This window comes from Imperialibacter sp., assembly GCF_040222815.1.
Lineage (GTDB): Bacteria > Bacteroidota > Bacteroidia > Cytophagales > Cyclobacteriaceae > Imperialibacter.
The window spans coordinates 219,733-239,502 of record NZ_JAVKCH010000036.1; the positions used below are offsets into that span (position 1 = coordinate 219,733).

Here is a 19,770-nt window from a genome sequence, read left to right on the forward strand (position 1 = left end):
GCTCGTGAGGTAGTTTCAAAAAAGACGGAACACCATCATTGCTTAGTTGAAGTTTTAGTCCCGAAAAAGGGTTTCAATCGGATAATCAAGAGTAGTATGAAAATACTTGTCACATACGGAAGCACGAGCGTAAAGCAGGGGGTGTTTGTTTTCGCTTTTTTATTACTGGTAAACTGCAACATTTTTGCGCAAGCAAATCCTCAACCCTTTCCCTGGCCCGATGGCAAGCAATGCGCCGTTAGCCTGACCTTCGACGACGCCCGTGCCAGTCAGGTGAATGGGGGCACAGCGCTGTTGGATGCATACGGAGTGAAGGCCACTTTTTACGTGGTGCCCTCAGCGGTAAAAGGCCAATTGGAAGGTTGGAAAAAGGCGGTGGCCTCGGGTCATGAAATAGGCAACCATTCTCTGAATCATCCTTGCTCCGGCAATTTTGTGTGGTCTCGTTCCAAAGCCCTGGAAGAGTATACGCTGGAGAAAATGGGGGCGGAGCTCATAGAGGCGAACAAGCAAATCAAAGAGATGCTTGGCGTCGACTGCAAGGTGTTCGCTTACCCCTGTGGCCAGACTTTCGTTGGCAGGGGCGAGGGCACCCAAAGCTATGTGCCCATAGTGGCAAAAATGTTTGATAACAGCCGGGGCTGGATGGACGAAGCGGCTAATGACCCTTCCTACGTTGACTTTGCACAGCTCACTGGCGTGGAGAGCGACGGCAAAGACTTCGATAAAATCCTTTCATTGATCGAACAGGCCAAAAGATCGGGACAGTGGCTTGTGCTGGCGGGACATGAAATGGGCGAGGGCGGTGACCAAACCACCCGCCTGGTCATGCTGGAAGAGCTGATGAAATATGCTGCTAACCCCGCTAACGGTATTTGGCTGGCGCCGGTGGGCACAGTGGCCAACTATGTGGCCGCTAAGCGATAAAAAAACCTAACCAGCCCAGGTGCTGGCCGGGCTGATTAGGGCTCCCTTTTTAATTACATCGTGTAATTAATCTTCAAAAAACCGGACAATTCCGGTTTCTACGTCGTACATACCACCAACGATGCCGATTTCACCCTTGTCGAACATCTCTTTCAAAATGGGGCTTCTATCCTTTACATTCTTCATTGTCATTCTCACATTCATCGCAGCCACATTTTCCACGAATTCGGAATTGCCTGAATTTCTGTTCTCCGCAGGTTCTTTAACAGCGTCTGCAGCAGGCTTGAGTTTGCTCATGAGCGCAGTCAGGTTGCCCATGGTCACATTATCGCATACGCCTTTGATGGCTCCGCATTTGCTATGGCCCAGTACCACAACGAGCTTTGATCCTGCTATTTTGCAGGCAAACTCCATGCTGCCCAATATGTCTTCGTTGACAAAGTTGCCTGCTATCCGCACGCTGAAGATGTCGCCCAGCCCCTGGTCGAAGACCAACTCGGCTGATACCCGGGAGTCGATACAGCTAAGAATAACAGCAAAAGGCCACTGTCCCTCACTGGTGTCGTTCACCTGCTCCAGCAGGTTGCGGTTGGCTTTGAGGTTATTTTGAAATCGTTGATTTCCTTCTTTGAGAAAGGCCAGCGCTTTTGCTGGCGTCATTGTGCTTTGGGTTTCTTTTGTATGTGCTTTCACAGTGTTTTACCTGTTAGTGTTAATTAAATATATGTGGTGCCTCAGTGTAGCACCTGAAGCAAATCAAAATCAGTCAAATTGGTCACCTGGTCGGCGACCCCGGAAACCTGATACCTTTGAAGCATGTTACTTAAATTGCCAGCTATGGAGGCACTTTAAGTGATGCGTTTTGCAGAGGATAAAGGTAATCTGATATCGCTACAAATTTTTAGAAAACTGCCAGAGGGGCGGCGAGCAGAAGTAATTGAGGAGGAGGTGATATTACCTCGAAATGCAAATTTGCTTTTATGAACATGTTGTAGAAAAACTGCTGACCACGTCGCAAAAATAGCTCTGGGTAAAGGTCAAACTGGTGTGCAGCGAAAAACTTTTCTACTTCTTCGCTACTGTCATCAGCTTTCTCTTCTTCGCCACTTTCGGTTCCTCCCAATTCTGCTAATTCGATGTCCTCCAGTAGAGCACTGTTGTTGTCGAAAACAAACAAGACAAATTGGGCCTCAGTCGCTATGAAAAGGCTTAGCAAAGTAATCGCTAGTATTTTAAACAGAAATCTCATTTCGACCGCCACTTAGAATTAGTGAACATGGTCAAAAATAATGATAATTTGAAATTCAACCCTACCAATATGGTGTTGCTTTTAGTTCTAATCAAATTTTAATTGGTAGGCTCCTTACGAAAGAAGTGCTCTTGGCTCAGCAATGATGTCTGACAGCACCTCATTGGCCTTCACAATGAACTCAGTGCGCTTGGTTACCTGACCGACTGGTAGGGGGAGCACAATGTAGACTGTCATGATGGCTCCGTCAGCCTGTAGCTGCATTTTTGGGGTCGATTTGTCCTTTACAACCGCCTTTGCCAGTTCATCAATTTTGTCCATTCTGGCCTGGATATCGGCCGGGATGGTTTTGATAGGGAACTTTACCGTATGCATTACCCTGTTTTTCCCCATGTTGATAATGGCTTTGCTGAGCAGTGTATTGTTCGGTACTTTAATGAAATCTATGGCTCCGGGATTCTGTAAAGTCACAAAGAAAGTGCCGATGCGTTCAACAGTGCCGGCCTCATCACCAATTTTTACATAGTCGCCTATTCGAAAAGGGTGCTTGGTGAGAATGATGAACCAGGTAAAGTAGGAGTTGATAACATCCCGCACCGCAAAGGCCACACCCGTAGTAATAAGGCCCAGAAAGATAGTGATGTTGCCTATTTCAAGCCCCATTCTCCAGAACACCACCGCTGCTACGAGAAGGTACAGTGTGGTCGAGTAGATTTTTGTGAAAAGAATGCGTTGTTCGATGTCTACCTCATCGTCATTGAACCGAAAGACCCTGTTTTCGGTAAACCTCAATATGATAGTTACGGTAATCAGTGCACCCACGGCCCACAACACCACGTCCAACAGCTTGTCGAGGTAGCTTGGAATGGTGATGTATCGTTCACTATCAGCCCATTTTAGGCCTTCTTCAATGCCTAGAAAAATGAGCAGGAAGAAGATTCGGCGCAGCAGTCGAAAATTCCTTAGTTTCTTAAAATCCACAAATCGTTTGGCCATGGGGTGATGTGTTGATGGCGGTGCAAATCTATAGAAGAACTTGGGTTATTTAAAGGAAAGAAACCGACCAGTTGGGCACATCGAAATATCGCACAAGCATTTACTTCACTATCTTCCTGGGAATTGCCGCCGGCAACCTGCTGAGCATTTCGTTGTTGATTAGCTGGGTCACGTTCGTAAAAGAGCTGATATTGATGGTGTTGTTGTTCTGCCGACCTACGAGCACCACCTCGTCGCCCACTTCTACGCCAGGTATATGGGATACGTCCACCATGAACAGGTTCATGTTGATCAGGCCTACTATTGGAGCTTTTTTTCCGTGAATGAGTACGTGCCCCCGGTTCGAGAGCGCCCTGGGGTAGCCGTTGGAATAACCTAAAGGCATTACTGCTATTTTCATTTTCTGTGTTGCCTGATAGGAAGTGCCATATCCGATAAACTCGCCGGGGTCAACATCCCTCACGTCCATTACATCAGTTTTCCAATTGAAAATCCTTTTCAGGGCTCCATCGGACGGCTTGCCTGTTTCCTGCAAGTGGGTGTAGTAAATATCCGGACTGGGCCAAAAACCATACTGAGCCACGCCAATCCTCACCATATCATATACTGTGTCGGGCATGGCCAACGCAGCAGCAGAGCAGGCAATGTGGCGGTATTCGGGCATTGTACCTTTTTGTTTACACTCCTTGAGGAAATCCTTGTACCGTTTGTGTTGCGAAGTGATTTTGAACTGGTTGGAGAAGCTCTCGGCACCCCCGAAATGCGTGCAGAGGCCAGTGAATTCAATATGTTGGGTATTCTTTTTCAAAAAACTCAGTGTTTTAGGAAATTCTTTGGCGTTCATACCGGTCCTGTTGGCACCTGTTTCCACTTCAATATGCACCCGTGCTTGCTTACCAACTTTCCTGGCTGTTTCCAACACCAGTGGTAGCCTGGCGTAGTTGAAAACAAAAAATTCAATATCGTTTTCAATGGCCCATTCAATATCCTGATCGTACAGTATGCCCATGATCATGATACCTCCTTTTTCCGACTTGGCTGCCAATACTTCCTCGGCTTCAAAAGCCGATGCCGTAGCAAAATGATCTACGCCAGCTTTCTCAGCCATTTTCACAAATTGTGCTATACCATGGCCATAGGCATTGGCTTTCACCACCGAGGAAATCCTCACATCTGGACCAATTTTCTTTCTGATGAAATTGATGTTTTTCACCAGAGAAGACTGGCTGAGCTCTATTCTTGACGAGTGCCTTACCATAGTTTAGTTTGTTGATTCCAGACATATGATTTTCCCCAGCTTTCCTTGGCCAGGGGCTCTACTTTCCTGATTTCCTCTTGTGGCACCAGGCTCAACCAGCTTTTTACATCCAGGGCGCTGTAGTGGAAGGCGTACACCCTGGCAACGAACTGATAAAACGGCAGCGATGATTCCCCGGGCTTCTCACCATTTCCAAACACTGTGGGTTTAATTCCCTGGCCCCAATCCTGCCGCCCCTCATTGTTGGGGTTGAGAAAGTAGGCCCTCATTTCTCCTTTTTTGTTTTTGTCTACACGGAGTAGAGAGATGGCATGAAGCCCCACCATCACTCCTTTGTTGGTAGTGAGAAAAATGCCTACTGGGTTGGGGTACACCATTTGGTGCTGACCGTTGAAGTCGGGGTGGAAAGCAGCGTAAAAGATTTTGACAAAACCTGCATAGTCAACGATCGAATTGCTCGGGTAGTCATAACACGAAGCAAAGCCCACGTGCACCCACTGCCCATACATGGCCGGGTTTACCCATTTGTGCGGATCTTCACCACGAAATGACGAACGCCTCATCATCTCATTGTAGATTTTATCCAAATGAGGCACAAGCACTACCGACACCACATCAAGGTTGTGGTCCAGGTTGTCAAGCAGCCCTTTCCCCAGCTGGTTAGAGGTCAGGTCCTGGTTTTCAAAGCGCATGATGAGGTCATTTTGGGTCGCCACAGTAATGATCATATCGATGAGCATTGCCGGGGCATGCTGGCTCCACATGCTAATGCCCCTGGCCGATTGGCAGGTGGGGTTGTTGCCCTGCCCCACGCCAAGGTGCTGCCCCAGCACTTTAATGGTGCCGCCTATCAGGTACTGTAGCACAGTTACATCAGCGTCTTTGTTGATCAGCGACTTGCTGATCCGCTTCTCCACCATGCTGTGGATTTTGACTTTGCGGAGGTTTTCGAGTCCCACCCTAACAGGCCGCCTGGAAAACAAGCTTTTCCCCAGCATTCGGGCTAAGCCATAAATGCACTGGCAATTGTCGGGGCTGACTGTTTCGTTGATCAGGGTGGAAATCAACCCATGAAATTTCTCCCACTCGGCCACTCCACGGTCGTTGAGGTGGAGGCAAACAGGAACCAGGTCTTCATAGTCAGCAACGAGCTTTTTGAGTAGCAGAGAGTGGTAGCCACTCACCAGGCCAGTGGCGTTCATATGGTCGCCCATGGCTCTGGCCTCCCTTTCCAAAGTGGCCACGCTGCTTTCCGAAAGGAAATGCTCGTAATCCTTGAGGCTGGCATTGTTTCTTGCTCCTTCAGAAGGAGCATAGATAGCGTTGATGTACAGCCGAACCGACCGATCCGTTTCGGAGTCTCCTGTGGTATCGAAACGCTCGTTAACCAATCGGATGAGCTCTCTGGCTTTGCGGGTCATGATGGGCCGTTGAGCGCAGATGAGTCGGATTTCCTCGGCGAGCTTTTCATACACGCCCTGCAGGTCGATTTCTGAGACGATGAAGCCGAAGAGATTGAACGCCTTTTTCAACTCTCTCACAGGCATGGCCAAACGGGTTTCTTCTGAAACATCCTGATGGGCAAACTCAAGATTGTGCACCATCACCTCTTCCAAAAAGCTTTGAGCGTCTTTCTGCGCTATCTTATCGCTTTTTTCAATGCCGGTTGCAAAAGCTAACAGCCGCAGCTCAGAGAGAATCTCAAAGCTGGAGGTAGGGTGGCCGACTTTCAGGGTGCCCTTCACCAGCAGAGGAATGAGCTTGTCGGGCTCGCTCCATACTGTGTTGTTGAAAATGCCCGCACGGTCGAGCTCACCGATTTTTTGAAGCAGGTAGACCAGCCCATTCCTGGATTGACTGAGTATATCTACCTGACTCGCCAGCTTGGCAGCTTTCTCCTGCTTGGTTAACTCAATTGACTCTTTAAACTCTTCTAAACTCTTTTCAAAATTTTGAAATATCCTGTCGGATGCTATTTCCATAAGGGTGGTTTACCTTCGCTTATACATAAAAATCGACTTTCTGATAATGCTTTAAAAGCTCTGTCATACGGTCGGGGTCTTCTCCCTTGAAGTTGATAGTGCCAAAGTGATTGCCAAATCCTCCACGGTCGCCACTGATTTTCTGACCTTCGTAGGGCGGAACCAGGCTGTGCTCAATGAAGTAAGGGTCGTTGTTGAGCTCTTCGGGTATTTCAAGTTTCGAAAACTGACGCTTGTGAGGATAGATCATCACGTTGCCATGGTAATACTTCGGTTTGAAGCCCTTTGGAGGGAATATTGCATCCAGCTCTTCGTCGGTTGCATTCGGATCGTGCGAGACCACAAAAGCTGCCAGAGCGTCGAACTCGTACGACTTGGAGCAAAGCTCAAGAATGTGTCCGCCGGGAATTCTACAGGCAGTTTCTCCAAAATTCAGCTCATCGTTTTCGGTAAGGAACCATTCGGGATGTACCATACCAAACTCAATACCGAAAATATCGACCATTTTCTGCACCTGTTTGTGGATCAACTCACGCTTGGTTTCCAAAAAGTTGCCTTCAGGAATAAAATTAGAATACCCGAGTTTCACATACTCGGTGATATTGAGGAACCTGATTTTGCCTTTATGGATAAATGCTTCACAGGAAAACTCCCTGCCTGGCAAGTGACTCTCAGCAAGACATGGGAAATCGCCATCTTCGCATTCTTCGTCTATTTGAGCCATTGACTTCAACAGGCGATGGCCAACAGTACCGGCCGAGGCAAAGGGCTTGATATGTACCCAGCTATCCGATTCGCCTTCCAGTTGCAGATTGGCTTCGTTCAGTCGCTTCATAAAGGCCTTCACACCGTCTTTGCTATACACCTCTTCAAACAGACCAACCCTCAGTCCTCCAATAAGGGCTTTGCGCTTCATGATGGCCTTGTTTCGAAAAAGAAAAGCCCGGTTAAGTACCCTGGGGTCATTTCTGTAAATTGAATTCAGTGCTCCGGCCCATTCTACTGTTTCCTCGTAAAGCGGAACAGCCACGTCAGCGTTATATGGTTTTAGCTTTTCAACAAGGTCAAGCGAATTGGAAGTGTCACTCCACTCATCTAGCTGGTAGGGAACAAATGGTATGTTATGTTCGGCTGCATATGGTTCGAAATCCGGAAATGACACCACTACATAGGGTTTTCCTAATTTTTGCATACTTTCTATTACAGGCAGACTCCAGCCCATCAGTGCGAAACATTTTGCCATAATCGTGTTGGTTTAAAAGGTGAAAAATTCAAAATGGATGCGGAAAGGACAGAGGCGGCTTGCAAGTGGGAGCGGAAGCTGATCGACTGTCTGATAAAGGCATACATGTCCTCTCTTAGATTGCTGCATCTATAAGAACAAGAGGATACAGGCCACTATCGTTCAAAAAAATTTGAATTCATTGAAATAAGTCAATGATGTGTTACAATAGTTACATTTAAAGCGTAATTCGGATGCACAAGCAGAAAAAGACTCCACACAGGAAGTCTCTTTCGCCAATCAACTATTAAACAAACTTTTATGCTGCCGTGCGGAACTGCCCTACATAATAGTGGAGTTGAGTGGAGCCCGCATGCATTGAAGGGGCAAATGCAACCTGCTGCTATTTGTTGGCTTTGTAGTGTAGGCCAAACCAGATAAGCCTTGTGACAACAAAAATAAGCATGCCGTAGATGCTGGTGATGCTTGACACCTTCAGCCCACCTGCCAGCATGGCTTGCGATACCTCTCCAATTTGCTCGATTGCCTGGAAGGCCATGAACATTCCAATGAGTTGACCAAGCACTCCAGTGACAAGGGCCAGTAGTCCAAAGAACTTTACATAGTCCAGCCTCCTTTTGACTTCGTCACCTTTCAACCCTTTGGAGAAGATATCTGAGGCAGAAAGCCCGCTGAAGATCAATGCAGCAAGAAACATTAGCGTAAGAACTGACATGAATTCTATTCCGCCCATCCAAAATAATTCAAACATAGTTGTAAAGATTTAAGGGTTTAAAAAAACATCCAGGGCAATCTTACGGTTTTTAGCCAGGCAAAATGGGCAAAGTAGACGGAGTTGCCGACGATGTCGGTGGACAACCACTTTTCGGGGGGATTCTACATTTTTGGTAAAATACCTGCCGAAAATGGCATTTCGTCGACTTTCACGGTAAGATTTAGAATTTATCGGCATTTTGCAGCAATGATAAGCGATTATCTCAACAAGTTGGTCTATTCAAAAGGTGGTAGAGTGCTGGCCCACGTGGTCTTCTGGTGGCTCTCTCTTGCTTTCCTGATGGTTTATTTTGCCAGGATAAGTAGCGATTATGGCTTCTCTCTGCGTTTTGCGTGCCTCATGTTGCCGGTGGCGATGGGCACCACTTACTTCATTAATTACAACCTTGTACCTAAGTACCTCCTTACGAGAAGCTACGGCAAGTTCATGTTGTATTTTTTGTACACACTTATTGTGTCGATGTATTTCCAGATGTGGGTAATTGCGCTCACCTATATCTCCATCGCTGAGTACAACTATGAGAAACTAGGGCCGGTAGCCGGGGATTTCATTTTTCAGCCGGTAGGTCTTTATTCTATCGTACTGTTGGGTGTCGCTCTTAAGTTGCTGCGACTTTGGATGAAAGCTGAGCGAGAAAGGGCCGAATTGAAAAGTGCCAGCCTCGAAGCAGCGCTGAAGCTGAAGGAAGCAGAACTGCAGTTGCTCAAGGGTCAAATACACCCTCACTTTTTATTTAACACCCTCAATAACCTCTACGGTTTGGCATTGGAGAAGTCGGATGTTCTCCCTGTTAGCATCCTGCGCCTTTCCGAACTGCTCGACTTTCTTCTGTACAGAAGCAATAAGCCATTGGTGCCACTGGCCGACGAGATTAAGTTAATGAAGGATTACATAGCACTGGAAGAACTTAGGTTTGAAGAAAGACTTCGGCTTGAGTTGGATATTCAGGCCAACGGGAATGACTGTAGTATCGCACCTTTTCTCCTTTTTCCATTTGTGGAGAACGCCTTCAAGCATGGCTTTATGCAGGACGACCAGCAGCTTTTTCTATCCATTTCAATCCATACAAAAGGTGAGCGACTTTACCTCACAGTGGCCAATTCATTCTCAAAAAACGAGAAGGAAGCGGGGCAGCTTGGCGGGGTGGGGCTGTCAAATGTGAGGAAACGTTTGGAGTTGCTTTATCCGGGCAGCCACGAGCTCACAATTGAGAACAATGAGCAGCACTTTATTGTAAACCTGGAACTTGACTTAAAGACAAAAGATGATGTCGGAAGCGACTCGTAAATGCATGATTGTTGATGATGAGCCGATTGCCATTCGGGTGATCAGGGGCTATCTGCTGCAAATTGGTGGCTTCGAAATAGTGGCTGAGTGCCGCTCGGCCACGGAGGCATTTCAGCTTTTGCGCAGCCATTCCATCGACCTTATTTTTCTCGATATTCAAATGCCTAAGCTCACAGGTCTCGACTTCCTGAAGGCACTTCAGCACCGACCAAAGGTGATTTTGGTCACGGCCTACCGGGAATATGCCATTGAGGGTTTTGACCTGGATGTGGTGGATTACCTGCTCAAGCCAGTTTCTCTGGAGCGGTTCATGAAGGCGGTAGATAAATTTTATCAATTGTCGGAGGGCAATGCAAAAGTGCAGGCAGCGACCACGCAAACACCAGCGTCAATATTCGTAAAATCAGATAGAAAAACCGTAAAAATAGTGCTGGAGGACATTCTTTACATAGAAAGCTACAGCGACTATATCAAGATTTTCACCGCTGACGAGACGATCATTACAAAAGAGAGGATTAGCCATATCGAGCATAGCCTACCTGCCGTTTTTGTCAGAACACATCGGTCATTTGTGATCAACAGTGCACAGATAAAGTCATTTACCAACGAGCACGTCAACGTTGCAGGCAAAGAGGTGCCCATCAGCCGGAGCTACAAGGAAGAAGTGCTGTTAAGGTTCCAAAGCCTTTAGCCGCTCTCGGGTCCCCCGTTAGCTTGTTTAGTTGGTTTTGATCTCTTCGAAATCGTCCTGGCTGGCTCCCACTGAGAAATGCCGGAAATTGTAGGTAAAAGAAAGCATCACATACCGGTTAAGCACATTCGACTGCGTATCCTCAATGTAAATTTCGGATATATTTCTTCGGATATTGTTGTTCTGCTTCAGGATGTCGTACACATTCAAACTTACTTCACCAAGCTTGTTTTTGAACAACTTTTTACCCACACTCATGTTCCAAAGAGTGAAGCTGTTGTCGAAACCGGCAGAAAGCCCTGCGTTGATTTGATGCCTCACGTCTGTTCTGAACGTGAAGCCGTTTCCGAAGATCATGTTGTAGTTGAGCCTGGTAGTTTGAGTGAAGAAGTTATTGTTGAGCGCCGGCCGCAGGCTGTTCTCCACCACATTGTATCTCGACCAGGTGGCCACCCTGAAGTCGATATTTTCACTGATGTTGCTGCTTAGCGAAAAGCCAAGGCGGTAGTTCCATGAGTTGGCCAGGTTGAGCTCATCGTTGATGAGGCCAGGTCTGCTTGTATAATTGACTCCACCATTGAAGTTGACATTTGATTTGATCAGCGAGAATGGCTGGCCATAACTCAGGTATGACCTGAATTCCTTGTACCCATCCAGGTTAACCGGGCTTATGAGCTGAGAGCCTTTCTCGAGTACCACCCCTTCACCAACGGTAGTTTGTTCTTCGGCAATAAAGGTGCTGGTTCCGATATAGTTCCCGGTGAGTTCGGTGTGGGCATAAACAAACATCGACCTGTTCGTTTCGGGGTTATTTGATCTGATCCTGGTCCTTATTCTGTTGGTATAAGTTTGGTTAAGATCTACATTTCCTGTGCGAAGTTGAAGCGGGTTTGAGTTGTCAATAACGTCCTGTAGCTGTCCTATTTGTGGTTCCCTGGTCCAGGTGCGGTAATCTAATTCGATATTGGTATTGTCCGTAAATTTGTAGCGAAGCCGGGACGATGGCAGCACGCTGTTGAAGCGTCGGTTGAGCGTGTATTCCCTTGGGAACTGCTGGTCATTCTTTAGCTTGGCATCCTGATATTCCACTTCTACCTGCGCAGTAAGTTTTTTTAGTGTGTACTGGTAGCCCAGCTCTGTTTCTTGCGTAAAGTAACTGTTGTCGAAGGTGTTGCTCAGCGCCTGGTCGAGCAGGGTGTAGTCATCAAACTGCTCCGAAAAGTCGTACAGTCTTCTGTCAGAATCATTGATTCTGTCTCCCATTGTATGTTCCAGTTCAATCCGTCCGTTGGCACCGACGGGCTCAGTATAGGAAGCGTTGACCCTCCAGTCGTGCCCCCTTCGGTTCCACTCAATATTTTGCTTGAGCAACTCACTGCTGTCAGCCGACTGATAGAAAATATTTTCAGCCAGTCTGTACCTGTCATCGGTGTTGATGTGAAAGCCGTTTCGGAGGTTGATGGTGAACGCCCTGCCCTTTTTTTCAAATTGATGGTTGTACATCAGGTTATTGAAGTAGTCTAAATCGAAAAGATCGAATGAAGAGCTGTTTTCGGTTTGATTCAAAGGGCCAAAGTCGGTTGTTGTGCGACCGAGGAAGTTGGAGTTGCGGATGTTGTTGCCGAAGGAAGCAGATGGCCGCCAGATGATCCTGTTGTTGTCGTTGATCTTGTAGTCAACTTTCATAAACACCCGGTGTTCGGCGTTAGTGGCATTGTTGTAGCTGCTTTCTGAGTAAACCTGCCCTGAGTCGGACGGGAGCACATATTCTCTGAACCTGGTTTGGGTGGTTTCATCCTTCCTGTGATTGTACAGATAGCTGCCACTTACCTCCAGTGACTTTGCCCAGGTATCTGCAAAGTTCACTGCGATGGCGTTGTTATTGATGATTCCATCCTGGGTCCTGCTGTCGGCACTTGCATTGGGGCTTGCCGAGTAGTTGAGAATATTGATGTTGTTACTCAGGCCCGAGATAGTTACCCGACGGTCGCCATTGAACATGTTGAGGTTAGCGCCTGCCATGTACCGTTGATCAGTACCAGCTCCCACCGACGTTTTTCCAAACTGCCCTCTTCTGCGATTAGGTTTCGTAATGATATTAATGGTCTTTATTCTTTCGCCATCGTCGAACCCCGTTAGCTCGCTCTGATCGCTCTTTTTGTCAAACACCTGAATACTTTCTATAACGGAGGCTGGCAAACTTTGCAAGGCTGCCTGCACGTCCCCACCAAAGAATGGCTTCCCATCGATAAGAATTCGTTGAACATTTTCGCCCTGGGCTTGCATCACGCCATCCACCATAGCAATGCCCGGCATCTTTTGTACCAGGTCTTCAGCGCTGGCGTCGGGCACTGTTTTGAAAGCCACGGCATTGAAAACGGACGTATCTCCTTTCTGCTCACTCATCATCGCCTGAGCGGTGACTTTTACTTCTTCAAGCGTAGTGGTTTCTTCTTCGAGTAAAATGTCTCCAAAGGAAATATCCTTTGCACCGACTGTTACATTTTTTATCACCGTCTGATAACCTATGTATTGAAACTGAAATCTGTAGCTACCCGGTTCTACTTTTTCCAGTTTGAATTTTCCTTCGAGATCAGTTACCACCCCCATTGAGGCTGGGGGAGAGCTTAGTTTTTCACCCAGCACGGTGGCACCAGGTAGGCCGGAGTAATCGTTGGCTCCTTTTATTGTTCCCGAAATGGAGACTGTTTGGCCATGGGCAGCAAGAAACGAAAACAACAGGGATATAATGGTAAGAAGTCTTAACATCAAATAGTTATGCTAGTAGTATAAAAATAGGAAATAAGTGTACCTGTGCTTTGATAACTATTCTTCAAAGTCATTATTTAGGACACGTTTAAGCTATTGAGTATATGATGTAGCTATTTTCTGTCGGCCAAATTCAGCGCCCGATAGAGTGTGTAACCAGTCTATAAAAGTAGGCTCCACATTAGAATAGTGAAATTGTAATTTTTTAAAATGCTATTTCACCGGTTGAATGGTACGGAGTTGTTAAAAATTGTCACGAAATGCTGCCAGGTGAAACACTGGAGTTCTTTATGCGGTTAGTCGTGCCCAATGGATGGAATAGCCACGCCTTACAGTTACTTTGCCCAGCTGCACTCACGTATGGGCCACAAACATAAAATGGGAGGGAAGGGAAGAAGGAAAAAAAGCCGGATGGAGAAGAGCTTTATCCGTTAAAAAGGAAAAAGGAGAGCTTATTGCTCCCCTTCTTTTTGCAGGTAAGTAACCAGTTTGTCACATAATGCATTCATTTCTTGCGACATAAATTCGTCTCCAGTGGCATTGAGCACGCTCTGCGCCATGCCGCCGATGCAGTCTATATAGAAACGTTTCATGTCGGGCACTTCCATATCTTTCGTCCATAAATCGATGCGGAGCGTGTTTTTTTGGTCGGCATCCCACAAGGCCAGGGCTATGGCGTTGGTTTCGCTGAGCTCTTCACCCGCCTTTTCGTCGGCATCCCAGATTATTTTCTCCGGGACACGGTTTTCGTCCATTTCAACAGTAAAACGTATTTCTGACTTGTTCATTAATGCTTTATTATTCAGGTAAACTATTCTTAAAGTCCTCGTAAGAGGCAGGCGCAAGTGGAGCGGTGTCGCAGCCCAGCTCGGTCGCTTTGGCATTGATGTCTTCCACTCTTGACGCAGGATCTGGGTGTGTGCTAAGAAACTTCGGTGTTTTGCCAGCCTGATCGCTATCGATTAGTTTTTGAAAGAAGCTATAGGCGCCATTGCAGGCGTATTTGCCCTCTGCCAGGTAAATCACAGAATACTCGTCAGCCTCTGATTCGTTGTCACGGCTAAATGCCAGGGTGGTTGCATTTCCGGCAACAGCTCCAGCAATTTCTGCCAGCTTTGAAGGGTTTTGGCCAAGGATAACGTTGAGTACCAGTTGAAGACCATATGCCTTCTGCATCTGCTGCATACTGTGTCTTCTATCGGCGTGGGCAAGCTCATGCCCCATTACGCCAGCCAAGTCGTCTTCCTGCTCAAGGTATTTGATTAAACCTGTGTATACGTAAATGTACCCGCCAGGCGTAGCAAATGCGTTGAGTACTTCGTCATCATGGATAATGTGGATTTTCCAGGCAAATTCATCTTTATATTCGATTTTGCCACTGTTTAAGATTTCGTCTGTTATTCCCTGAAGGTAGGCATACGCTTCAACATACTCTGTCTCGTCCAAAACCGGGTATTCAGCCGGGTTGGCAGCAATTTCATCACTTACCTGCTTACCCAGGTCAATATCATTTTGCAAAGAGAAGAAAACAGGCAATCCACCACCATCGTCATCATCTTTTTTACAAGCAACTATGGCCAAAAGAAGACCTGCAATCCAAAAGCTTTTAAGAATTTTCATTTATGTTATGTTTAATTAATCCTCATTTCAGGAATCTCACCTACTACAATAAGCTTGCCAGCTGTGGAAGCTTTTATTTCTTCCACACTCACGCCCGGAGCTCTTTCGAGCAGCTTGAACCCGCCTTCCGGCAGCACTTCCAGCACGGCGAGGTCGCTTACTATTTTCTTCACACATCGAATACCCGTCAAAGGTAGTGTACACTCCTTTAATAATTTCGATTGGCCATCTTTGCTTTTGTGTTGCATAGCCACTATGATATTCTCAGCAGAAGCAACCAGGTCCATCGCTCCCCCCATGCCCTTCACCATTTTGCCGGGGATTTTCCAGTTGGCGATGTCACCATTTTCCGACACCTCCATAGCACCCAAAATAGTCAAATGTATATGCCCCCCACGGATCATGGCAAAGCTGTCGGCCGAACTGAAAAGGGAAGAGCCAGGTATCATAGACACTGTTTGTTTCCCAGCATTGATCAAGTCGGCATCTACTTCATCTTCAGTAGGGAAGGGGCCAATGCCCAGCAGGCCATTTTCCGATTGCAGCACCACGTCGATGCCCTCAGGAAGGTAGTTGGCCACCAGGGTAGGGATACCTATGCCCAGGTTGATGTACATGCCATCCTTTACCTCCTGGGCTATTCTTTTGGCTATGGCTATTTTATCTAATCCCATTGGTTCAATATTTAAACGGCTACAGTTATGCCTGGCGAATTGTTCTTTGCTCGATGCGTTTTTCGTAGTTCACGCCCTGGAAAATTCGCTGAACGAAAACTCCCGGCGTATGAATGTCGTTGGGGTTGAGCGTACCGGCAGGTACCAGCTCTTCTACTTCAGCAATTGTAATCCGGCCAGCGGTGGCCATCATAGGGTTGAAATTCCTGGCCGTGCCTTTAAAAATCAGGTTCCCGGCGGTGTCTCCCTTCCAGGCTTTTACCAGCGAAAAGTCTGCTTTGAGCCAGGCTTCCAATAAATATTTCTTTCCGTCAAATTCCCTTACTTCTTTTCCCTCGGCCACTTCGGTGCCGTAACCGGCGGGGGTGAAGAAGGCTGGGATGCCAGCGCCGCCTGCTCTTATTCTTTCGGCCAGCGTACCCTGAGGAACCAGGTCTACCTCCAGTTCACCACTCAGTAGCTGCCGCTCAAACTCGGCATTTTCTCCTACATAAGAGGAAACCATTTTTTTGACTTGCCTTGTTTTCAGCAGCAACCCAATGCCGAAGTCATCCACACCAGCATTGTTTGAAATACATGTGAGGTTTTTCACGCCGCTTGAAAGTAGGGCAGATATGCAGTTTTCGGGGATGCCACAAAGCCCGAAGCCGCCTAGCATTAACACCGAGCCGTTCTGGATGTCGGCCACTGCTTCGTCGGCATTTTTCACAACTTTGCTAATCATAGGTGCAATTATTTAAGCTGTTTCAATACTTTGATCGCCTGCCCTCTGTCTAAGGCTAGTTGATGCTTGAGCATTTCCAGGCTATCGAACCGCTGGTCCTTTCTCAGAAGCGCTACAAAGTTTACCCGGATTCGTTCTCCGTAGATTGACTGATCAAAGTTAAAAATATTTACCTCAATAGTTTTGGGTGAGGCTTGCAGCGTGGGTCTGTTGCCTATGTAAAGCATCCCATCAAAGCTCATTCCTTTGAAATCAACGGTCACCGCATAAATGCCATCGGCAGGGATCAGTTTAAAGGTTTCTTCAACGTGCAAATTGGCAGTGGGGAAGCCCAAGCCTGTCCCTATATTGTCGCCCTTCACTACTTCGCCTTCGAGCATATAGTGATAACCCAGAAATTCGTTGGCATGTTCAATATTGCCTTCCATGAGTGCTTTGCGAACCTTGGTTGAGCTTATGCCAATATGGTCAATGTCCTGCCGGGGTATTTCTTCGACTTCAAACCCGTATTGAGAAGCATTTTCCTGTAGGTACTCAAAGCTACCTTCACGGTTTTTGCCAAACTTGTGGTCATATCCTATAATGAGTTTTTTGGTGCCCAGCGCATCTACCAGCACTTGCCTGATGAACGCATCACCAGTTAGCTCTGAGAACTCTTTTGTAAATGGGATCTTAACGAGAAAGTCGATGCCAGATTTTCTGAACAACTCCTCTTTTTCTTTCCAGGTAGAAAGAAGTTTGAGTGTGGATGCATCGCCTAATATGAACTTTGGATGAGGCCAGAAGGTGATAACAACAGATTTACCATTGTGAATGCTGGCTTGTTCGCATACCTGTTGCAAAATAGCCTTATGTCCTACATGCACGCCATCGAAAGTGCCGGCGGTAACAACCATGTAGCCATCATGATCAAGCCTTGCAATGCCCTCAACTACTTTCATTTCCTGGCTTTGATGTAAAAATATTGCTGAACTCTTCTATGGTAAAAGCATCTTCAACCTGATAATCACCTATAGAGTTCCTTCGAAGGGCAGACATATAGGCACCCACGCCAAGCTTTTCACCTATGTCTCTCACCAGACTTCGGATATAGGTGCCCTTAGAGCACTCTACAACAAACTCCACTTCCGGAAGATTTATGCGCAACATCTGTAGTGAGTAAATAGTTACTTCACGTGCTTTCAGTTCAAGTGTTTCATTTTTTCGGGCACTTTCGTAGGCTCGTTTACCGTCCACCTTGATGGCAGAATAGATGGGCGGCACTTGCTCAATAACTCCCTGAAAGGTGTCGAGAACCCCAGCTACCTGCTCTGATGACAGATGGCTTGTGTCTGTCTCACTGTCAAAAGCCGTTTCCAGGTCAACGCTTGGGGTCGTTTTGCCCAGTACCAGTGTGCAGGTATACTTTTTTCTTTGTTCCTGAATCTGGTTGATGGTTTTAGTGGCTTTGCCTGTGCAGATGATCAGCAGGCCTGTAGCCAGAGGATCGAGCGTTCCTGCATGGCCCACTTTCTTTATCCTGATTGTGTTGCGAACTTTCTTTACAACATCAAAAGAGGTCCATTCTTTAGGTTTATCTATACCGATGGTCTCTCCGGCCTCAAAGTCGTAATGCTTCTTTCCTTTCACAGGCTAACAAATATGGCAACAAGACCTACAATAAGGCAGTAAACAGCGAAGTAGATTAGTTTGCCCTTCCTTACTATGCTAATCATCCATTGGCAGGCTGCCATGCCTGAAACAAAAGCAGCCAGGAAGCCTAGTGATAAGGCAGTAGCACTAACCTGGCTGGCAATTTCCGGAGTCTTCAAGAAATCAAGCAGTTTAAGGAAAGCAGCTCCCAGGATTGGCACCAACACCATAAGGAAGCTGAATCTGGTCACAACATCCTTTTTGATGCCCAGCAACAGCCCAGTGGAGATAGTGGCACCTGATCTTGAAATACCAGGAAGAATTGCAATGGCCTGAGCGATGCCTACAGCAAACGCCTTGGGAAAAGTTAGCTCTCCTTCATTGTTCTTTTTAAAGTGGGTGAAAGCCAACAGCGCCGCTGTTACTATCAACATTGACCCGACCAGCATGATTCGGCCACCAAAGAAGGATTCGACCTGATCTTCAAAAAAAACGCCTACGATACCTACCGGAATGATGGATAAGGCTATTTGAAAAACGAATTTGGTGGAGTCGTTCCATTGAAATTTAAACAACTCAACGATGAGTTGTAGAATGTCCTTTCTGTAGATGACAATCGTGCTTAGTGCAGTTGCGGCATGCACAACAATGGAGAACAGGAGGTTGTCTTCAGATTGTATGCCGAAGATGGCGGTTCCGATTTCAATATGGCCGCTGCTGCTAACCGGCAAAAACTCGGTTAGTCCCTGAACGATGCCAAGGACAATGGCTTCCCAAACGTTCATTTACTCTCTTTGGGCTGATAAAAAATCGCAAAAAATTCGATAATGAAGCCGGCGAGCACGGTAAGGGGGCCAAGTGTTAACCCGGCAAACCCGAAACCATAAGGCTCAGTATCGAGTGTCATGATAATAAAGCCAAGACACAATACTAATACCCCGGCAATCATGATGATGTAGTTGATCTTCTGGAATGGAAACTTTTCTTTGTTGCTCATTTCTTCAATATAATTCGTCCAAAGACATTTTCAGATATTTGTTGATAGCTCTGTAAGTGCTGCCGAAGCCTACCAGCATGCCCACCAGCAGCAGGCTACCGAAAAGAATCATTACCTCGTCCGTTCGTTGCAAATCTGCCAGGTTTTCTATTTTTGAATTGGCATATTTCAAAAGCACAAAAAGACCGACACTGGCAATAATGGCAGATAGCAAGCCATAAAACGTGGCTCTCATAAGAAACGGTTTTTGAATAAAGCCGGCAGTAGCACCTACCAGTTGCATACTTCTGATGAGGAAGCGCTGCGAGAAAAGTGCCAGCTTAATAGTGTTGTTAATCAGAATGATGACGACCAGCAACAGGATAGCCGAGAAGCCAATAAGCACAAGGCCTATCTTGGTCAGGTTTTTATTGATACTTTCAACCAGGTTGTCGAGGTACACAACCTCAAACACGCCCCTTATGCTTTCCAATTCACTTTTTATCTGGGCGAGTTTTTCAGTGGACTGATAATCAGGGGTTATCTTAAGGATAATTAAGTCTCTGAGCGGGTTATCGCCGATGAATTGAGTGAAGTCTTCGCCGGTTTCTTTAATAAATTCTTTGGCGGCTTCTTCTTTGGAGATTAAAACCACCTGGCTCCCTTCTTTTTTGGCTACGTAGTCTTTATCGGCGAGCGTTTTCTGTAGCTGTATTTTTTCTGATTCAGTGACGTTTTTATTCAGGTAAACTTGCACCTCAATATTGTCCTGAATAAAACGGGTAAGGTTGTTTGTCAGCAGGAAAAAAACGCCGAACAGGCCGAGGACAAACAAGGCAAGGGATATGCTGAATACTACGCTTACGAAAGGGTAGCTGCCGAGTTTTTTCTTTTTTCTGACTTTCTTCTCGTATGTAGCCATTTGAGCTTTACCGGGGAAAAGCCAAAAATAGTAATTTGCAGCTAC

20 protein-coding genes are annotated in these 19,770 nt (G+C 46.6%); 3 read left to right on the forward strand and 17 right to left on the reverse strand.

Annotated features, from left to right (window positions below):
• Positions 1–96: 96 nt before the first annotated feature.
• The gene (locus RIF36_RS18165) at positions 97–927 is read left to right on the forward strand and encodes a polysaccharide deacetylase family protein (RefSeq protein WP_350125289.1); all 831 of its coding nucleotides are present in this window, start codon (positions 97–99) and stop codon (positions 925–927) included.
• Positions 928–993: 66 nt separating this feature from the next.
• On the opposite strand, the gene RIF36_RS18170 is transcribed toward RIF36_RS18165, so the two are convergent.
• The 7 genes from RIF36_RS18170 to RIF36_RS18200 form a co-directional block, all read right to left on the reverse strand.
• On the reverse strand, positions 994–1,620 hold the full coding sequence (locus tag RIF36_RS18170) for a carbonic anhydrase family protein (RefSeq protein ID WP_350125286.1): 627 nt from the start codon (positions 1,618–1,620) through the stop codon (positions 994–996).
• Between the two features lie 208 nt (positions 1,621–1,828).
• On the reverse strand, positions 1,829–2,176 hold the full coding sequence (locus RIF36_RS18175; protein ID WP_350125283.1) for a hypothetical protein: 348 nt from the start codon (positions 2,174–2,176) through the stop codon (positions 1,829–1,831).
• Between the two features lie 114 nt (positions 2,177–2,290).
• Positions 2,291–3,172 (reverse strand): mechanosensitive ion channel domain-containing protein, encoded by an 882-nt coding sequence (locus RIF36_RS18180; RefSeq protein ID WP_350125280.1) that lies wholly within the window; start codon positions 3,170–3,172, stop codon positions 2,291–2,293.
• Positions 3,173–3,272: 100 nt separating this feature from the next.
• Complete coding sequence (alr, locus tag RIF36_RS18185) at positions 3,273–4,430, reverse strand: alanine racemase (RefSeq protein ID WP_350125277.1); 1,158 nt, start codon at positions 4,428–4,430, stop codon at positions 3,273–3,275.
• Complete coding sequence (locus RIF36_RS18190) at positions 4,424–6,412, reverse strand: hypothetical protein (RefSeq protein WP_350125274.1); 1,989 nt, start codon at positions 6,410–6,412, stop codon at positions 4,424–4,426. The genes alr and RIF36_RS18190 overlap by 7 nt, the downstream gene beginning before the upstream one ends.
• Before the next feature lie 19 nt (positions 6,413–6,431).
• Complete coding sequence (locus RIF36_RS18195; protein WP_350125271.1) at positions 6,432–7,655, reverse strand: ATP-grasp domain-containing protein; 1,224 nt, start codon at positions 7,653–7,655, stop codon at positions 6,432–6,434.
• A 382-nt stretch (positions 7,656–8,037) separates the two neighbouring features.
• Positions 8,038–8,406, reverse strand: coding sequence for a MotA/TolQ/ExbB proton channel family protein (locus RIF36_RS18200; RefSeq protein WP_350075851.1), 369 nt, complete (start codon positions 8,404–8,406; stop codon positions 8,038–8,040).
• 93 nt (positions 8,407–8,499) lie between these two features.
• Here RIF36_RS18200 and RIF36_RS18205 point away from each other — a divergent pair, with 93 nt between their 5' ends.
• Together RIF36_RS18205 and RIF36_RS18210 are read left to right on the forward strand one after the other, a co-directional pair.
• The gene (locus tag RIF36_RS18205) at positions 8,500–9,717 is read left to right on the forward strand and encodes a sensor histidine kinase (protein ID WP_350125303.1); all 1,218 of its coding nucleotides are present in this window, start codon (positions 8,500–8,502) and stop codon (positions 9,715–9,717) included.
• Positions 9,695–10,408, forward strand: a complete 714-nt coding sequence (locus tag RIF36_RS18210) for a LytR/AlgR family response regulator transcription factor (protein WP_350125268.1) — start codon at positions 9,695–9,697, stop codon at positions 10,406–10,408. The genes RIF36_RS18205 and RIF36_RS18210 overlap by 23 nt, the downstream gene beginning before the upstream one ends.
• A 27-nt stretch (positions 10,409–10,435) precedes the next feature.
• Here RIF36_RS18210 and RIF36_RS18215 read toward each other — a convergent pair whose 3' ends face one another.
• From RIF36_RS18215 to RIF36_RS18260, 10 genes are all read right to left on the reverse strand, one after another.
• Entirely contained in the window at positions 10,436–13,177 is a 2,742-nt protein-coding gene (locus RIF36_RS18215) for an outer membrane beta-barrel protein (RefSeq protein WP_350125265.1), read from the reverse strand.
• Positions 13,178–13,629: 452 nt separating this feature from the next.
• Positions 13,630–13,965: a gliding motility protein GldC gene (gene gldC / locus RIF36_RS18220; protein WP_151997422.1), complete on the reverse strand. Its 336-nt coding sequence runs from the start codon at positions 13,963–13,965 to the stop codon at positions 13,630–13,632.
• Positions 13,966–13,975: 10 nt separating this feature from the next.
• Entirely contained in the window at positions 13,976–14,797 is an 822-nt protein-coding gene (locus RIF36_RS18225; RefSeq protein ID WP_350125262.1) for a M48 family metalloprotease, read from the reverse strand.
• Positions 14,798–14,808: 11 nt separating this feature from the next.
• Positions 14,809–15,471, reverse strand: a complete 663-nt coding sequence (locus tag RIF36_RS18230; protein ID WP_350125259.1) for a 3-oxoacid CoA-transferase subunit B — start codon at positions 15,469–15,471, stop codon at positions 14,809–14,811.
• A gap of 25 nt (positions 15,472–15,496) precedes the next feature.
• Positions 15,497–16,195: a CoA transferase subunit A gene (locus RIF36_RS18235; protein WP_350125256.1), complete on the reverse strand. Its 699-nt coding sequence runs from the start codon at positions 16,193–16,195 to the stop codon at positions 15,497–15,499.
• Positions 16,196–16,203: 8 nt separating this feature from the next.
• On the reverse strand, positions 16,204–17,136 hold the full coding sequence (locus tag RIF36_RS18240) for a bifunctional riboflavin kinase/FAD synthetase (protein WP_350125253.1): 933 nt from the start codon (positions 17,134–17,136) through the stop codon (positions 16,204–16,206).
• Positions 17,123–17,824: a tRNA pseudouridine(55) synthase TruB gene (truB, locus tag RIF36_RS18245; protein ID WP_350125250.1), complete on the reverse strand. Its 702-nt coding sequence runs from the start codon at positions 17,822–17,824 to the stop codon at positions 17,123–17,125. Before truB ends, RIF36_RS18240 begins: the two co-directional genes overlap by 14 nt.
• Positions 17,821–18,612: an undecaprenyl-diphosphate phosphatase gene (locus RIF36_RS18250; protein WP_350075831.1), complete on the reverse strand. Its 792-nt coding sequence runs from the start codon at positions 18,610–18,612 to the stop codon at positions 17,821–17,823. Before RIF36_RS18250 ends, truB begins: the two co-directional genes overlap by 4 nt.
• Positions 18,609–18,824, reverse strand: a complete 216-nt coding sequence (locus RIF36_RS18255; protein WP_317492320.1) for a DUF3098 domain-containing protein — start codon at positions 18,822–18,824, stop codon at positions 18,609–18,611. The genes RIF36_RS18250 and RIF36_RS18255 overlap by 4 nt, the downstream gene beginning before the upstream one ends.
• A gap of 4 nt (positions 18,825–18,828) precedes the next feature.
• Positions 18,829–19,725 carry a cell division protein FtsX gene (locus tag RIF36_RS18260; RefSeq protein WP_350086507.1) on the reverse strand — a complete coding sequence of 299 codons (897 nt, stop codon included), beginning with the start codon at positions 19,723–19,725 and terminating at the stop codon, positions 18,829–18,831.
• Between the last annotated feature and the right edge of the window lie 45 nt (positions 19,726–19,770).

Bases quoted from the DNA above. Each gene is read 5' to 3' on its own strand.
- RIF36_RS18165 (WP_350125289.1), top strand. From the start codon at position 97: ATGAAAATACTTGTCACATACGGAAGCACGAGCGTAAAGCAGGGGGTG.
- RIF36_RS18175 (WP_350125283.1), bottom strand. From the start codon at position 2,176: ATGAGATTTCTGTTTAAAATACTAGCGATTACTTTGCTAAGCCTTTTC.
- RIF36_RS18180 (WP_350125280.1), bottom strand. From the start codon at position 3,172: ATGGCCAAACGATTTGTGGATTTTAAGAAACTAAGGAATTTTCGACTG.
- alr (WP_350125277.1), bottom strand. From the start codon at position 4,430: ATGGTAAGGCACTCGTCAAGAATAGAGCTCAGCCAGTCTTCTCTGGTG.
- RIF36_RS18190 (WP_350125274.1), bottom strand. From the start codon at position 6,412: ATGGAAATAGCATCCGACAGGATATTTCAAAATTTTGAAAAGAGTTTA.
- RIF36_RS18195 (WP_350125271.1), bottom strand. From the start codon at position 7,655: ATGGCAAAATGTTTCGCACTGATGGGCTGGAGTCTGCCTGTAATAGAA.
- RIF36_RS18200 (WP_350075851.1), bottom strand. From the start codon at position 8,406: ATGTTTGAATTATTTTGGATGGGCGGAATAGAATTCATGTCAGTTCTT.
- RIF36_RS18205 (WP_350125303.1), top strand. From the start codon at position 8,500: ATGTCGGTGGACAACCACTTTTCGGGGGGATTCTACATTTTTGGTAAA.
- RIF36_RS18210 (WP_350125268.1), top strand. From the start codon at position 9,695: ATGATGTCGGAAGCGACTCGTAAATGCATGATTGTTGATGATGAGCCG.
- RIF36_RS18215 (WP_350125265.1), bottom strand. From the start codon at position 13,177: ATGTTAAGACTTCTTACCATTATATCCCTGTTGTTTTCGTTTCTTGCT.
- gldC (WP_151997422.1), bottom strand. From the start codon at position 13,965: ATGAACAAGTCAGAAATACGTTTTACTGTTGAAATGGACGAAAACCGT.
- RIF36_RS18225 (WP_350125262.1), bottom strand. From the start codon at position 14,797: ATGAAAATTCTTAAAAGCTTTTGGATTGCAGGTCTTCTTTTGGCCATA.
- RIF36_RS18230 (WP_350125259.1), bottom strand. From the start codon at position 15,471: ATGGGATTAGATAAAATAGCCATAGCCAAAAGAATAGCCCAGGAGGTA.
- RIF36_RS18235 (WP_350125256.1), bottom strand. From the start codon at position 16,195: ATGATTAGCAAAGTTGTGAAAAATGCCGACGAAGCAGTGGCCGACATC.
- RIF36_RS18240 (WP_350125253.1), bottom strand. From the start codon at position 17,136: ATGAAAGTAGTTGAGGGCATTGCAAGGCTTGATCATGATGGCTACATG.
- RIF36_RS18250 (WP_350075831.1), bottom strand. From the start codon at position 18,612: ATGAACGTTTGGGAAGCCATTGTCCTTGGCATCGTTCAGGGACTAACC.
- RIF36_RS18255 (WP_317492320.1), bottom strand. From the start codon at position 18,824: ATGAGCAACAAAGAAAAGTTTCCATTCCAGAAGATCAACTACATCATC.
- RIF36_RS18260 (WP_350086507.1), bottom strand. From the start codon at position 19,725: ATGGCTACATACGAGAAGAAAGTCAGAAAAAAGAAAAAACTCGGCAGC.